12 protein-coding genes are annotated in these 14,031 nt (G+C 71.6%); 4 read left to right on the forward strand and 8 right to left on the reverse strand.

Going from position 1 to position 14,031, the window contains the following annotated elements; all coding sequences use genetic code 11:
- Positions 1 to 201 precede the first annotated feature (201 nt).
- From J7E88_RS29020 to J7E88_RS29030, 3 genes are all read left to right on the forward strand, one after another.
- Complete coding sequence (locus tag J7E88_RS29020) at positions 202 to 1,206, forward strand: fatty acid desaturase (RefSeq protein ID WP_215186302.1); 1,005 nt, start codon at positions 202 to 204, stop codon at positions 1,204 to 1,206.
- The gene (locus tag J7E88_RS29025) at positions 1,203 to 1,892 is read left to right on the forward strand and encodes a TetR/AcrR family transcriptional regulator (RefSeq protein ID WP_215186304.1); all 690 of its coding nucleotides are present in this window, start codon (positions 1,203 to 1,205) and stop codon (positions 1,890 to 1,892) included. Before J7E88_RS29020 ends, J7E88_RS29025 begins: the two co-directional genes overlap by 4 nt.
- 1,264 nt (positions 1,893 to 3,156) lie before the next feature.
- Complete coding sequence (locus J7E88_RS29030) at positions 3,157 to 4,914, forward strand: VCBS repeat-containing protein (protein ID WP_215186306.1); 1,758 nt, start codon at positions 3,157 to 3,159, stop codon at positions 4,912 to 4,914.
- 115 nt (positions 4,915 to 5,029) lie between these two features.
- Here the strand turns inward: J7E88_RS29030 and J7E88_RS29035 are convergent, their stop codons facing one another.
- Positions 5,030 to 5,392 carry a VOC family protein gene (locus J7E88_RS29035; RefSeq protein WP_215186308.1) on the reverse strand — a complete coding sequence of 121 codons (363 nt, stop codon included), beginning with the start codon at positions 5,390 to 5,392 and terminating at the stop codon, positions 5,030 to 5,032.
- Positions 5,392 to 6,213, reverse strand: coding sequence for a trans-aconitate 2-methyltransferase (locus tag J7E88_RS29040; RefSeq protein ID WP_215186309.1), 822 nt, complete (start codon positions 6,211 to 6,213; stop codon positions 5,392 to 5,394). The genes J7E88_RS29035 and J7E88_RS29040 overlap by 1 nt, the downstream gene beginning before the upstream one ends.
- A gap of 131 nt (positions 6,214 to 6,344) precedes the next feature.
- Here J7E88_RS29040 and J7E88_RS29045 point away from each other — a divergent pair, with 131 nt between their 5' ends.
- A complete protein-coding gene (locus J7E88_RS29045) occupies positions 6,345 to 6,842 on the forward strand; it encodes a MarR family winged helix-turn-helix transcriptional regulator (protein WP_215186311.1) in 498 nt (165 codons plus the stop codon).
- On the opposite strand, the gene J7E88_RS29050 is transcribed toward J7E88_RS29045, so the two are convergent.
- The 6 genes from J7E88_RS29050 to J7E88_RS29075 all read right to left on the reverse strand — a co-directional run bounded on the left by J7E88_RS29050 (position 6,801) and on the right by J7E88_RS29075 (position 13,973).
- A complete protein-coding gene (locus J7E88_RS29050; protein ID WP_215186313.1) occupies positions 6,801 to 7,562 on the reverse strand; it encodes a response regulator transcription factor in 762 nt (253 codons plus the stop codon). The two genes, J7E88_RS29045 and J7E88_RS29050, sit on opposite strands and share 42 nt — an antisense overlap.
- A gap of 339 nt (positions 7,563 to 7,901) precedes the next feature.
- Complete coding sequence (galK, locus tag J7E88_RS29055) at positions 7,902 to 9,014, reverse strand: galactokinase (protein ID WP_215186315.1); 1,113 nt, start codon at positions 9,012 to 9,014, stop codon at positions 7,902 to 7,904.
- The gene (galE, locus tag J7E88_RS29060) at positions 9,011 to 9,979 is read right to left on the reverse strand and encodes a UDP-glucose 4-epimerase GalE (RefSeq protein WP_215186317.1); all 969 of its coding nucleotides are present in this window, start codon (positions 9,977 to 9,979) and stop codon (positions 9,011 to 9,013) included. The genes galK and galE overlap by 4 nt, the downstream gene beginning before the upstream one ends.
- Entirely contained in the window at positions 9,980 to 11,020 is a 1,041-nt protein-coding gene (gene galT, locus J7E88_RS29065) for a galactose-1-phosphate uridylyltransferase (protein ID WP_215186319.1), read from the reverse strand.
- 175 nt (positions 11,021 to 11,195) lie between these two features.
- Positions 11,196 to 11,882 carry a LuxR C-terminal-related transcriptional regulator gene (locus J7E88_RS29070; RefSeq protein ID WP_215186321.1) on the reverse strand — a complete coding sequence of 229 codons (687 nt, stop codon included), beginning with the start codon at positions 11,880 to 11,882 and terminating at the stop codon, positions 11,196 to 11,198.
- Positions 11,883 to 12,155: 273 nt separating this feature from the next.
- The gene (locus J7E88_RS29075) at positions 12,156 to 13,973 is read right to left on the reverse strand and encodes a PQQ-binding-like beta-propeller repeat protein (protein WP_215186323.1); all 1,818 of its coding nucleotides are present in this window, start codon (positions 13,971 to 13,973) and stop codon (positions 12,156 to 12,158) included.
- Positions 13,974 to 14,031: the final 58 nt, after the last annotated feature.

Here is a 14,031-nt window from a genome sequence, read left to right on the forward strand (position 1 = left end):
CAGTGTTTGAGCACGTCTGGAGGGGTACTGGAGGCTGCGGACCGCGCTGTCCGACGAGACCCAGGATAGGTGTCCATTTCCCTGACGTTGTCCACAGGTCTCTTGCCGCCCCTCCGGGCACTGCCATACTTACGTCGCCGTAGGTTACGGGACCGTAGCCTGGCGGCATCCGTCCCCTCTCCCCACCCCCAGGGAACCCTCATGACCACGAGCCCCGATCTGCTGGACACCAAGAAGCCACCTGCCGACGCGCCGTCCGCCACGCTCGGCGGGGACAGCAAGCGGTCGATCGAGCAGATCGCCCTGCTGCTGTTCATCACCGTCCCCTTCCTCGCCCTGCTCGCGGCGGTGCCGCTGGCCTGGGGCTGGGGCGTGAGCTGGCTCGATCTCGGTCTGCTGGTGGCGATGTACTACATCGGCTGCCACGGCATCACGATCGGCTTCCACCGGTACTTCACGCACGGCTCCTTCAAGGCGAAGCGTCCATTGCGGATCGCGCTGGCGATCATGGGGTCGCTGGCCGTCGAGGGGCCGCTGGTGCGCTGGGTGGCCGACCACCGCAAGCACCACAAGTTCTCGGACGCCGAGGGCGACCCGCACTCGCCGTGGCGGTTCGGAGAGACGCTCCCCGCCCTGATGAAGGGCCTGTGGTGGGCGCACATCGGCTGGCTGTTCGACGAGGAGCAGACCTCGCAGCACAAGTACGCCCCGGATCTGATCAAGGACCCGGCGCTGCGCCGCATCTCGCGGGACTTCGTCTGGTGGACGGTGCTGTCGCTGGCGCTCCCGCCGCTGGTGGGCGGCCTGGTGACGATGTCGTGGTGGGGCGCGTTCACCGCGTTCTTCTGGGGCTCGCTGGTCCGAGTCGCGCTGCTGCACCACGTGACGTGGTCGATCAACTCGATCTGCCACGCAGTGGGCAAGCGCCCGTTCAAGTCGCGTGACCGTTCGGGCAACGTGTGGTGGCTGGCGGTGCTGTCGTGCGGTGAGTCGTGGCACAACCTGCACCACGCGGACCCGACCAGCGCGCGGCACGGGGTGCTGCGGGGCCAGGTGGACTCCAGCGCCCGCCTGATCCGCTGGTTCGAGCTGGCGGGCTGGGCGTACGACGTGCGCTGGCCGCAGAAATCGCGTATCGACGCACGCCGTGCGGACGCGGACGACGCCGATGCCCGCGGCAAGAGTGTCACCGCCGACGCGGCATGATGGACGACGTGGCGAGTGACGGCAGTACGAGCAGCGCGGACAAGACCCGGTCGCCCGGTGGCAGGCGGGCGCGACGGGTGCGGATGACGGGCGCGGAGCGCCGGGAGCAGCTGCTGGACATCGGGCGCACCCTCTTCGCCGAGAAGGGCTTCGAGGGCACGTCGGTCGAGGAGATCGCAGCCAAGGCAGGCGTCTCCAAGCCGGTGGTGTACGAGCACTTCGGGGGCAAGGAGGGCCTGTACGCGGTCGTGGTCGACCGTGAGATGCGCCAACTGCTGGACATGGTGACGGGCGCGCTGACGGCCGGCCATCCCCGGGAACTGCTGGAGCAGGCGGCGTTCGCGCTGCTGGACTACATCGAGACGTATACGGACGGCTTCCGCATCCTGGTGCGGGACTCGCCGGTGGCGCAGTCGACGGGGACGTTCGCTTCGCTGATCAGCGATATCGCCACGCAGGTCGAGGACATTCTGGGCCTGGAGTTCAAGAACCGGGGCTTCGACCCGAAGCTGGCCCCGATGTACGCGCAGGCGCTGGTGGGCATGGTGGCGCTCACCGGCCAGTGGTGGGTGGACGCCCGCCGCCCGAAGAAGGCGGAGGTGGCGGCGCACCTGGTGAATCTGGCGTGGCACGGCTTGGACGGCCTGGAGCAGAAGCCGCGCCTGATAGGCCACCGCAAGAACTGACACTGCGGCGGCCAGCCGTCGGGGCGGCGCGACCGCGTGCCAGGTCGGGGGGCCGGCCACCCGACCGAGTCCGGAGCCCTGCGCAGACCGCGGCCTGACGCCCGCGTGGGTCGGTTCAGCGCCGACGCGCGCCCCCCCCGACCGCATGGGTCCAGCGCCGACGCGCGCCGCTCGAAGGCCTGGTCCCGACCACCCTCGGGAGCCCGCGCAGACCACGGGCCTGACAACCGCTGGGCTCCAGCGCCGACCGATCCCGGGAGCCCGCCGGAAGCGAGGCACAGGCCACACCCAGCAGCCAGCGACAACCGGCCCCGGAGCGCACCGGAGAACCCAGGCCGACCACGAGGCCCGAAGCCCGCGGCCGACCGCCCTCGGGCTGGGCACCGACCCCACCCGAGAGCCGCCGGGGCGAGACGTCGGCCGACCGCCGCCCGCCGGGACTGGCGGCGGTCGGCCCGAGTGACAGCACGACCGGCCCGGCGGGACGCCGCTCTGCAGGCCCGGGCCGCCCGCGAACTGCCCGCCCCCTCGGGGCGCCGGCGCCGACGGCACCCGGAACGCAAGACCCACCCGACAGCCGGCGCCCGCGGACCAACCGCCCCAGGAGAGCACTGGGGGACGCAGGAGGCCAGCCCCGAGGCCGACGCCCGACCGCCCTCGGGCCGGGCACCGACCGCACCCGAGAGCCGCCGGAGCCCCGGCGCAGGTCGGCCCCAGACGCAACGACCGGCCCCCAGGGCCACCGCCCTGGAGGCCCAGAGACGCCTGCGAACCTGCCGCCCTCGGGGCGGGCACCGACCGCACCCGGAGCCCGCCGGGGCGGACACAAGCCGCCTCCGACAGCCGGCGCCTGCGGCCGGCCGCCCTCGGAGCGCACCGGCACCTGCGGCCGACCGGCCCCGGGAACCAGCGACGACCGGTCCCCGGCCCGCGGGGCCCGACCGCAGCACCCGAGAACCCGCCCCGGCTCCGGAGCCCAGCGCGGGCCCGCGGGTGCACCGGGCCCGGTGCCGACCGAACCCGAGAGCACAGCGGCCGGCGGCGACGCCCCCGCGCGGGGGGGCCGCGGCCGGAAGCGGCGCGGAAATCGACCGGTCCCACGTGCATCCCTTGATCCCCCTGAACCGTCTCTATCCATGCCCCGTCGATGGACGACGAGGCCGCAGGACACGACTTCCGGGACAAGTCCCCCGAAAGTGAGCAGAACGCCCTGTAGGGCTCGGACTGTGTGATCCCGGCTTCATGACCTTCCCCGGGGGGAATTTTGACTTCGAAGGAATCCGGCCGCCCTGCCGTCGTGCGCCACAAGGCGGCGCGGCGCATCACGGCCTGCACGGCGCTGGCCATCTCGGCGGGCATGCTGCTCGCCGTTCCGGCGCAGGCGGACGACCTACCGGTGCCGCGCGAGCCCGCGCCGCGCACCGCTCCGACCGTCGACAGCATGCCGAAGTCTCCGATCAGGCAGTCCGGCGCGGCAAAGGGGCCGTCGGCCGCATCGGCCGGCGCCGAGGACACGAAGCCGGCCCTGCCGCGCAGCGACATCGACGGCGACGGCTTCAGCGACCTGCTGCACCGCGCGATCGACGGCCAGTACTGGGTGACGCCGACCGGCAGCGAGGACACCTACATCTACGCGCTCGGCACGAGCGACGAGACGTTCAAGGACGTGTTCTCGATCGCGGGCATGGACACCGCCGAGCCGACCCGTCCCACGCACTTCACGCTGTCCGCCGACGGCCGCCTTTCCTCGTACCGCAGCCACGAGACCTCTGCCGAACTGCAGTGGTCCGGCACGGGCTGGCAGCAGTTCAACAAGGTCTTCTCGCCCGGCGACCTCACCGGCGACGGCGCCGGCGACGTCCTCGCGCGCAACTTCGCCGGTGAGCTGTTCCTTTACCGGGCCCAGCCCGGTGCGGCCGAGCCGTTCGCGCCGAAGGTGAAGGTCGGCTCCGGGTGGGGCCAGTTCGACCAGCTCGTGGGCGTCAACGACGCCAACGGCGACGGGATCGCGGACCTGTTCGCGCGCAACCCCGCCGGCGAACTGTTCTTCTACGCCGGCACCAAGGGCGAGCAGCCCTTCAAGCCGCGGGTCAAGGTCAGTGACGGCTGGGCCGAGTACAACCAGCTGTTCAGCGTGGACGACGTGAACCGCGACGGCTTCGCCGATCTGATGGCCCGCAATGTGTCGGGCACGCTCGACCGGTACCTCTCCACCGGCACGGGCTCCTTCCAGGCGAAGGTTCAGCTCGGCACCGGCTGGCACCCCGTCTCGCAGTTCGCCGGCTCGGGCAGCAACCCGTTCTGGGGCAAGAACGAGGTGCTGGGCGTCGACAAGTCCGGCACCACGTACTGGTACCACGGCATGAACAACGGCCTGCTCAGCGCCCGCGAGCACGGCTCGACCGGCTGGCAGGGCGCGAAGCTGTCGCTGGCCTCGTCCTTCGACAACAACGGTTTCGGCGACCTGCTCGATGTCATGGACGGCACGCTGTACAACTACGACGACTACGTCGGCGACGGCGAGATCGGCAGCGGCTGGGGCATCTACAACGCCCTCGTCGGCCCGGGTGACCTGTCCGGCGACGGCAAGGGCGACCTCATCGCCCGCGACAGCGCCGGTGTCCTGTACCTGTACCGGGGCAACGGCAACGGCTCGGCATTCGCCGCACGCCAGAAGATCGGCACGGGCTGGGGCCAGTTCACCGCGCTGGCGGGCGCCGGAGACATCGACGGCGACGGCCGCGCGGACATCGTCGCGCGCGCCAAGGACGGCAGCCTCCACCTCTACGCGGGTACCGGCGTGGCCACGGCCCCGTTCAAGGCGAAGAAGCTGATCGGCACGGGCTGGAACCAGTTCAACAGGTTCGTGGCGCCGGGCGACCTGACCGGCGACGGCCGGGCCGACCTCCTGGTCCGCAACGCGGACGGCGTGCTGTACCGCTACGACGCAGACGGCAAGGGCGGCTTCAAGGCGAAGGCCAAGATCGGCACCGGCTGGAACACCTACAACGGTCTGCACTGACCCGGAGGGTCCGGACGCCGGCCGGCACTGATCCCGGAGATCCCGGCCTGCGCCGGGCAGCCAGGCGCCCCACCGCGGTTCACCCGCGGCGGGGCGCTTCGCGTGTACGGGCCGCTCACTGCACGGGCTGAAGGAACTCCAGCCGGTTGCCCACCGGGTCCTCGGAGTAGAACCGCTTGTGTCCCGGCAGGTTCTCGTCCCAGACGACCGTCGCACCCAGCCCCTCCAGCCGCCGCGCGTACGCCTCGATGCCGGTGACGCGCAGCCCGGGGTGCGCCTTCCTGGCGGGATGGAAGTCCTGCTCGATGCCCAGATGCAGCTGGACGGCCCCGTCCACGAACCAGCAGCCGCCGCGGGCCGCGAGCTCCGGCGGCTTGGGGATCTCGGTCATGCCCAGCACCTCCCCGTAGTAGGCGCGCAGCGCGTCCTCGGAGCCGGGCGGTGCGGCGAGCTGGACGTGGTCGACGGCGGCGAGCATCAGGAGACCTTCCGTGCGACGGCGAAGATGCGGCGGAAGGGGAACACGGTGCCGTGCGGCCCCGGCGGGTAGGCCTTGCGCAGCAGGTCCCGGTACTGGCCCAGGAATTCCGCCGCCGCCTCCGGATCGTCGGCGAGCTCGGTGAGGACCGGACGCAGCGCCGTGCCCTTCACCCAGTCGAGCACCGGGTCCTCGCCGCCGAGCAGCTGGAGGTAGGTGGTCTCCCATGCGTCCGTGTCGCAGCCCAGGTCGGCGAGGCGCAGAAGGTAATCGGCGGGCTCCAGGATGTGGACGTAGCGCCTTCCGTGGTCGCCGAGACGGGTGCGCCACTGCGGGGACTCGCACAGCTCGCCGAGCAGGGCGTGGCTGGGGGAGCTGAAGTTGCCCGGCACCTGGAAGGCGAAGGTGCCGCCGGGTGCGAGTCCCTCGATCCAGACGGCGAAGGACTCGGGGTGGTTGGGGACCCACTGGAGTGCCGCGTTCGAGACGATCAGGTCGTACGGCTCGTCGGGTGTCCAGTGGGCGGCGTCGGCGCGGCGGAAATCCAGCCGGCCGCCGCCGGCCGTGGTGCCCGCGTGGTCCTTCTCGGCCCGGGCGAGCATCTCGCGCGAGAGGTCGAAGCCGGTGATGTGGGCGTCGGGCCAGCGGTCGGCGAGGAGGGCGGTGATATTGCCGGGGCCGCAGCCGATGTCGGCAATACGCGCAGGTCGGCTGCCGGAGGGCAGCTTGGGTATGCGGGCGAGCATGTCCAGGAAGGGACGGGTGCGGTGTCCGGCGTGGCGCAGGTACTGATGTGGATCCCAAGTGGGTACGGAATGCATGTTCGAGGCCCCCTTGCAGGAACGGAATGCCGAAACGGAGCGTGTTTCGGCCCGACCATGCCCAATAGTCAAGGAGACTATATCTTGACGTCAAGAGACTTCACATCGACAGACCATCTACACTGATCGACATGGAGGACGAGGTCGATCGACTGGTCGCAGCATGGCGCCGAGAGCGCCCCGACCTCGACGTGGAACCACTCGAGGTGCTCAGCCGCGTCTCCCGGCTCGCCCGCCATCTCGACCGCGCCCGCCGGCTCGCCTTCGCCGAGCACCAGCTGGAGCCGTGGGAGTTCGACGTGCTCACCTCGCTCCGGCGCGCCGGAGCGCCCTACCAGCTCTCCCCCGGCCAGTTGCTCACCCAGACGCTGGTCACCTCGGGCACGATGACCAACCGCATCGACAGGCTCGCCAAGAAGAATCTGGTCGAGCGGCTGCCCGACCCCAGCGACCGGCGCGGCGTCCTGGTACGGCTCACCGCCGAGGGCCGCGACCGCGCCGACCAGGCCCTGGCCGGACTGCTCGCCCAGGAGCGGGCGATCCTGTCCGAGCTGTCCCACGCCCAGCGCGCCGAACTGGCCGCACTGCTACGCCAGCTGACCGCCCCGTTCGACAACATCCCCGGCTAGCTCGGCCGGTCCGACACCCGCCCGTCGCGCCAGCGCCACCGCGGCGAGCGTGGAGTGCACGCCGAGCTTGCCCAGCACGTTCTGCATGTGCGTCCGTACGGTGTGCGGGGACAGAAAGAGACGCTCGGCAACCGCTTTGCGTCCCAGGCCCGCAACCATGCAGCGCAGTACCTCCTGCTCGCGCGGGGTCAGCGACTCGACCAGCTGCTCGCTCTCGGTGCGGTGCTTGCGGGCGGCCGTCAACTCGCGCAGGACGCCGGTGAGCAGCGCGGGCGACACATGCGTCTCGTCGCGCAGCACCCCGCGGATCACGGCCAGCAGCCGTTGCAGCGAACAGTCCTTGGCGACCCAGCCCGACGCCCCCGCCTGGAGCGCGAGCGCCGCCCGGGCGGCGTCGTCCTTCTCGGCGAGCACTACGGAGCGCACGGCGATCCGGTGCGAACGGACGCCCGCGACCAGCGAGATCCCGTCCACGAGCGCGTCGTCGTCGGAGCCGGCGACCGCCCGGGGCTTGGGCACCGGAGTGACGCCCAGATCGGCATCGACCAGCATGACGTCGAAGCGCCGCCCGTCGGCCGCGGCCCGCTCCAGGCAGCGCAGCGCGGCCGGCCCGCTGCCTGCCGCGGCGACCTCGACGTCGGGTTCGGCGGCGAGAGCCGCGGCGAGCGACTCGGCGAAGATTCGGTGGTCGTCCACGACCAGGACCCGGATACGAACCACATGCACCCCCAGTGCCGGAGGACGGATCGGCGCGGATACGGCGCCCGGAGCAGCGCGGTACAGAACATCGCCCGGCCGCCGCCGTGCTCTGACTGATACCCCGCCCCGGGCACCGTACCCAACGGTCTCGCCCCCTGATCGACACCAGCCCCCACCGGTGTCGACCATCAGAGTACGGACGGGCGGCCGCGACGGAAGGCTATTTGCAGAACTGACCGCTCCGGCCGCGGACGCGAGGACGCGTCCGCCGCTGCACGGCCACAAGGCGTGATGCGCCCAGTGGGTGTGAACCCTGCCCCCGGCCCGTGCGCGGCAGGCGACGGCGGCCGGGGGCGCGTTTCAGCTCAGCCGCCGCGCCCCCGCCGACGGCGACGCTGTGAAGACCCGCGGCGCGTCCAGCGACGCCGACGCGAACGCCTCCTGGACCGATTGCGCCACCAGGTGCGCCGAGGACGACTCGGTCAGCACGATCGCCGAGCCGCCGAAGCCGCCGCCCGTCATCCGGGCTCCCAGCGCTCCCGCGGTCAGCGAGGTGTCGACCACCAGGTCCAGTTCGCGGCACGAGACATGGAAGTCGTCGCGCAGCGAGGCGTGCCCCTCGGTCAGGAGCGGGCCGATCGCGCGGACCTCGCCCGCCTCCAGGTGCGCGATCACGCGCTCCACGCGGTGGTTCTCCGTGACGACATGGCGGACCAGGGACCGCACTTCGGGGTCGTCGAGGCGGGCCAGGGCGTCCTCGAGCGCGTCGTTCGGCACGTCCCGCAGCGCGTTCACGCCCAGGGCGGCCGCGCCGGCCTCGCAGCCCGCTCGGCGCCTGCCGTACTCACCCTCGCTGTGGGAGTGCTTCACCCTGGTGTCCACCACGAGGAGTTCGAGCCCGTGGGCCCTCAGGTCGAAGGGGACCTGACGCAGGGAGAGGGCACGGGTGTCCAGGTGCAGGGCGTGACCGTCGGTGCAGCAGGCCGAGGCCATCTGGTCCATGATCCCGGTGGGGGCTCCGACGTAGACGTTCTCTGCGCGCCGGCACAGGCGGGCGATGTACCGCCGTTCGAGGCCGAGTTCGTACAGGTCGTTCAGGGCGAGCGCCGTGACGACCTCGAGTGCGGCGGACGAGGACAGGCCCGCGCCGGCCGGGACGGTCGACTCGTAGTGGATGTCCGCGCCGCCGACCCGGTGGCCGGCCTCGCGCAGCGCCCAGACCACGCCCGCCGGGTAGTCGGTCCAGCCGCGCCCGCCGCCGGGCGCCAGCTCGTCGAGGCGCAACTCGAACGGGCCGGCGCCGTCGCCGTCGATGTCCGCGGAGTGCAGCCGCAGCACGCCGTCGTCGCGGCGCGCCACGGTGGCCACAGTGGTGTGCGGCAGTGCGAAGGGCATGACGAAACCGTCGTTGTAGTCGGTGTGCTCACCGATCAGATTCACCCTGCCGGGGGCTGCCCACACACCGTCGTTCATGACGCGTTCTCCCTCCTGCGGGCGAAGGCCCAGGCGTCGGACACGATGCCGGCCAGGTCGGCGCGGCTCGGCTGCCAGCCAAGGCGTTCCTGGGCGGCGGCTGCGGAAGCGACGAGGACGGCGGGGTCGCCGCCGCGGCGCTCGGCCACGATCTCGGGCACCGGGTGGCCGGTCACCTTGCGAACGGTCTCGATCACCTCGCGCACGGAGAAGCCGTTGCCGTTGCCGAGGTTGCAGATCAGGTGCTCCCCGGGCTTCGCCGCGTCGAGCGCGAGCAGGTGGGCCTCCGCGAGGTCCGCGACGTGGATGTAGTCGCGGACGCAGGTGCCGTCGGGTGTCGGGTAGTCGTCGCCGAAGACGGAGATGGACTCGCGCGTGCCGAGGGCGACCTGGAGGACCAGCGGGATGAGGTGCGACTCGGGGTCATGGCGCTCACCGCAGTCGCCGTACGCGCCCGCGACGTTGAAGTAGCGCAGGGACACCGCGGCCAGGCCGTGCGCCGCGGCCTCGCCGCTGATCATGTGGTCGACGGCGAGCTTGGAGGCGCCGTAGGGGCTGGTGGGCGCGGTCGGGTCGGATTCGGTGATGGGGGTGGACACCGGCTCGCCGTACGTCGCGGCGGTGGAGGAGAAGACGAGGGTGCGCACCCCGGCGGAGCGCATGGCGGCGAGCAGTTCCATCGTGCCGCCGACGTTGTTCTGCCAGTACTTCTCCGGCTTGGCAACCGACTCGCCGACCTGCGAGAACGCGGCGAAGTGCAGCACCCCGTCGTACGAGGCGTCGAGATGACGCGCGGCGTCCTGGATGCGGCCCTCGATGAACGTCGCGCCCGCCGGAACGCCGTCACGGAACCCGGTGGAGAGGTCGTCGAGCACGGTCACCCGGTGACCGGCCTCCACAAGGTGCTGGGCCACCACACTGCCGATATATCCCGCACCACCTGTGACCAGGTACTTCTTGCTCACTTAGCTCGCTACCTCTCGCAGTCGCTCGGCCGCGGCTTCCGGCGGCACGTCATTGATGAACACGCTCATACCGGACTCGGAACCCGCGAGAAACTTCAGCTTGCCGGGAGTGCGGCGGATGGTGAAAAGCTCGAGATGGAGGGCGAAGTCGTCCCGCCCGTCCACGGTGAACGGCGCCTGGTGCCAGGCCGAGATGTACGGGGTCGGCGGTTCGCCCGGGCCGAAGATCCGGTCGAAGCGCCTCAAGAGTTCCAGATAGATCTGTGGGAACTCTGTGCGCGCGGCCTCGTCCAGCGCTCGCAGGTCGGGGACCCGGCGCTTGGGGTAGAGGTGCACCTCGTAGGGCCAGTGCGCCGCGTACGGCACGAAGGCGATCCAGTGCCCGCCCTCCAGCACCACCCGTACGCCCTCGGCCAGTTCGCGCGCGACGACCTCGTCGAAGAGGTTGCGACCGGTCCCCGCCCGGTGCCCGGCCACCGAGCGCAGCATGAGCGCGGTGCGCGGTGCGACGAAGGGGTAGCCGTAGATCTGGCCGTGCGGATGCTGGAGGGTCACGCCGATCTCGGCGCCCCGGTTCTCGAAGCAGAAGACCTGCTCGACACCGGGCACGTCGGCGAGGTCGGCCGTGCGGTCGGTCCAGGCGGCGAGGACGAGACCGGCCCGCTCCTCGGTGAGGTCGGCGAACGAGGCGTCGTGGTCGGAGGTGAAGCAGACGACCTCGCACCGGCCGGCCTCGCCGGCGAGCGAGGGAAAGCGGTTCTCGAAGACGGCGACGTCGTAGTCGGTGGCCGGGATCTCCGCGAGGCGGCCGTCGCGCGAGGGGCAGAGCGGGCACTCGTCGGCCGGCGGGTGGTAGGTACGGGCCTGACGGTGCGAGGCGATGGCGACCGTGTCGCCCAGCAGGACGTCGTGCCGGATCTCGGAGGTGGTGGATACGGCGCCGAGCGGCCGGGTGTCGACGGCGTCGCGTACGGCGTCGTTCCGGGAGTCGTAGTAGAGCAGCTCACGACCGTCGGCGAGCCGGGTCGACGTCTTCTTCACGTGGAGCTCCTCACCACTTCCCCAACAGAACCGAACGCAACAAACCATAAGTCAACATCTCTCGTCAATGAAGGGCTCGTCCCGACGGGTCCGGTTGCACACGGAAGCGACCGGAGCGCATCCGGCGATGTCCGGAGATGTGTCGCGGGAGATCTGCGGTGGTCAGGCCTGCGACTCAGCGCTCGGCGGGCAGGGCCCCGTGGGCCGCCCGGTCCAGCAGCCCGGTCCGTGCGGCGAGCGCCGCGGCTTCCAGCCGGGAGCCGACCCCCGGCTTCATCAGCACGCGCTGCACATGCGTGCGCGCGGTGCTCGGTGCGATGCCCATGCCCGCCGCGATCAGTCGCGTGTCCTCGCCCTCCGCGACCCGCACCAGCACCTCGACCTCGCGGGCGGTGAGCAGCCCGAGGAGCCGCTGACCCTCGTCGTCGGGCTGCGCCGCGGGGTTGAGCAGCTCGGCGAACGCTCCCTGGAGCAGCTGCGGCGCCACGACCGCCTCGCCCGCACGAACCTTGGCCAGGGCGCGCTCCACTCCCTCGATGCGCTCGTCGTGGCGTACATAGCCGGACGCCCCGGCGGCGAAGGCGGCGGCGATCCCCCGTGGGCTGGGCACCGGCCCGAGGACCACGACGGCCACCTGGGGACGTTCCCGCTTGATCTGTACGACCGGGTCGAAGGCGCCCGGCGCGGCGGGCGCCTGGGTCCCCAGCAGGCACACATCGGGCGCTCTGGCGACGACCAGGTCGGCCGCGCCGGCGGCGGGGGCGGCGGCCGCGAGCACCCGGTGCCCGCGCAGCTTCAGCGCCGAGGCCAGCGCCTCCGCGAGCAGTCTGTGGTCATCGACCACGATGAGCCGCACGCCCATCGAGCAACCCTCCCCGTCGGAGCAGGCCCCCCGGCCCGCTGCCCCGGCAAGCTACACGCTCGTGCCGACGAGCGCTCCCCCAACCCGGCAGAAGCGGCCCAGAATACCGAATTCCTCGCCAAACAGGCCCACTTGTACGAGCCGCTGGTACTGGGCGCCGTATACCAGGCGCCGGGCGTCAGGGGCCGGGAACCAGGCACCACGCGCGGGGGAACGACCGCGGCCCGGCCCGTCGGGTGGACGGGCCGGGCCGGCAGGCGTTCTCGTACGCGGTCAGTCGGCCACGCTGAACGAGATCGCCAGGTACTTCTTGCCGAACTGCGAGTCGTTCTCGCGGGGCTTGCTCATCAGGTCCTGCGAGATGAAGAAGCGGCCCGCCGCGTAGCGGTACTCGGAGCCGTTCTCGGTGAAGCTCGTCTCGGCGTCACGCACCGCGCGGTCGGAGGGGTTCTCCAGCAGGACGGTCTGCTTGAAGGTGGCGCCGTCGATGCTCACGACCTGGCCGCCCTTGTCGTAGGGGGGCCATTTGTAGACGATGAGGTTGCCGCCGTCCATGCGCAGCGGCAGCGAGTGGTAGCCGTCGCCGGCGTCCGCGCGCTCGGGCGTTCCCTTGCCGGTCGCGAGGTCGAAGGCGACGATCTCGTTGGTGCGGCCCGCCTGACCGCCGCCCTCGTGCTCGGCGGTGGGCAGGTAGAGCCTTTCGTTGCCGACGAGCACGAACTGGCAGCCCTCGACACCGTCGCTCGCGGAGCAGCGGGCCACGTACTTGTCGCCGGGAGCCGCGATCTTGGCGCGCAGCTTGCCGGTCTTGCCGTCGACGGAGAAGAAGTCCGAGATGCCGAAGGTGCCCGTGTCACCGACATCGGCGGCGACGACCAGCGGATCGCTGGACACGATGCGGGCGTCCTCGACACCGGCCGGCAACTTGAACGACGACAGCGGGGTGCCGTTGTCGGGGTTGAGCGTCTGGACGGTGGTCGTCTGGTTGCCGTAGTCGCCGCACACGCGGACCGCGACGAGTGCCTTGCCGCCGCCGTAGCCGATGTCACGGCACTGCTGGGTGTCGACCTTGGGCTTCCAGCGGACCGCTCCGGTGGTGAGGTCGAACGCGGCACCGCCGTGGAGGCCGCCCGCCGCCACGGTGTTGCCGCTCAGGGTGACCTGGTCGAACCGGCTCTTGTCGTCACCGTCTCCGGCGACCGACTTGCTCCACACCAGCTGACCGGTGTTGAGGTCGAGGACACCCACCTCGGTGCACTGCTCGAAGAACTTGGGTGCGGTCCGCTTCTTCGCCTCGAAGAGGATCGCCGTCTTGTTGTCCTTGGTCACGTGCCGCGAGGCGCCGCAGACCTGCCCCGCGAGCGGGGTGGTCCACAGGACGCTGCCCTTGGCGACGTCGTATCCCACGACCGAGTTGACGCCCGGCTTCACATACGCCTTGTCGGTGACCCAGGAGCCGGGGACGGCCGTCAGATCCTCACGGGCGGGCTCGGGAAGCTGGAAGGCGACCTTGGCCTTGGTGTTGGCCCCAGCCTTCTCCTTGCCCGCCCCGTCCGGGGCGGGCTTGGCGTCGCCGCCGCCGTCCCCGCCGGAGGCACCGCCCGAGCTGTTCGTGGCCTCGTCCTTCTTGCCGTCGTCACCGGTGGTCGCGTAGACGATGCCACCGACGACGATCAGGACGATGGCGACGCAGGCGGCGATGATGATCTGCATCTGCGCGCTGAGTTTCCGGCCACCGCCGCTGCCGCCGCCGTGCGGCTGCGGGTAGTGCGGCTGCATGGGCTGCGTCGGGTAGCCGTAGCCCTGCTGCGGCTGGCCCGGGGCTCCCTGCTGCGGATAGCCGTACGGCGCCTGGCCCGGCCCCGGTGGCGGGGTCTGGGGCGGCTGCCCGTACGGCGGCTGGGCGGGCGGCGGGCTCTGCGGGTAACCGTACGAGCCGCCCTGCGGCTGCGGCGGGCTCTGCGGGTAACCGTACGAGCCGCCCTGCGGCTGCGGAGTCGGCGCACCGAACCCCCCCTGCGGGGGCTGGTTCGGCGGCTGACCCGGCGGCGGGCCGGGCGGCTGGTTCGGCGGGGGCGGCGGCTGCGTCATGGGGTGCTTACCTCTGGGAGCGGTACGGCTGAAGGGCGGAGAGGGGATCGGGGGACGG

The organism is Streptomyces sp. ISL-10 (assembly GCF_018614575.1).
Lineage (GTDB): Bacteria > Actinomycetota > Actinomycetes > Streptomycetales > Streptomycetaceae > Streptomyces.

What these genes read in the sequence shown, in the direction of transcription:
- J7E88_RS29020 (WP_215186302.1), top strand. Translation starts at nt 202, where the DNA reads ATGACCACGAGCCCCGATCTGCTGGACACCAAGAAGCCACCTGCCGAC.
- J7E88_RS29025 (WP_215186304.1), top strand. Translation starts at nt 1,203, where the DNA reads ATGATGGACGACGTGGCGAGTGACGGCAGTACGAGCAGCGCGGACAAG.
- J7E88_RS29035 (WP_215186308.1), bottom strand. Translation starts at nt 5,392, where the DNA reads ATGCTCGCCGCCGTCGACCACGTCCAGCTCGCCGCACCGCCCGGCTCC.
- J7E88_RS29040 (WP_215186309.1), bottom strand. Translation starts at nt 6,213, where the DNA reads ATGCATTCCGTACCCACTTGGGATCCACATCAGTACCTGCGCCACGCC.
- J7E88_RS29045 (WP_215186311.1), top strand. Translation starts at nt 6,345, where the DNA reads ATGGAGGACGAGGTCGATCGACTGGTCGCAGCATGGCGCCGAGAGCGC.
- galK (WP_215186315.1), bottom strand. Translation starts at nt 9,014, where the DNA reads ATGAACGACGGTGTGTGGGCAGCCCCCGGCAGGGTGAATCTGATCGGT.
- J7E88_RS29070 (WP_215186321.1), bottom strand. Translation starts at nt 11,882, where the DNA reads ATGGGCGTGCGGCTCATCGTGGTCGATGACCACAGACTGCTCGCGGAG.
- J7E88_RS29075 (WP_215186323.1), bottom strand. Translation starts at nt 13,973, where the DNA reads ATGACGCAGCCGCCGCCCCCGCCGAACCAGCCGCCCGGCCCGCCGCCG.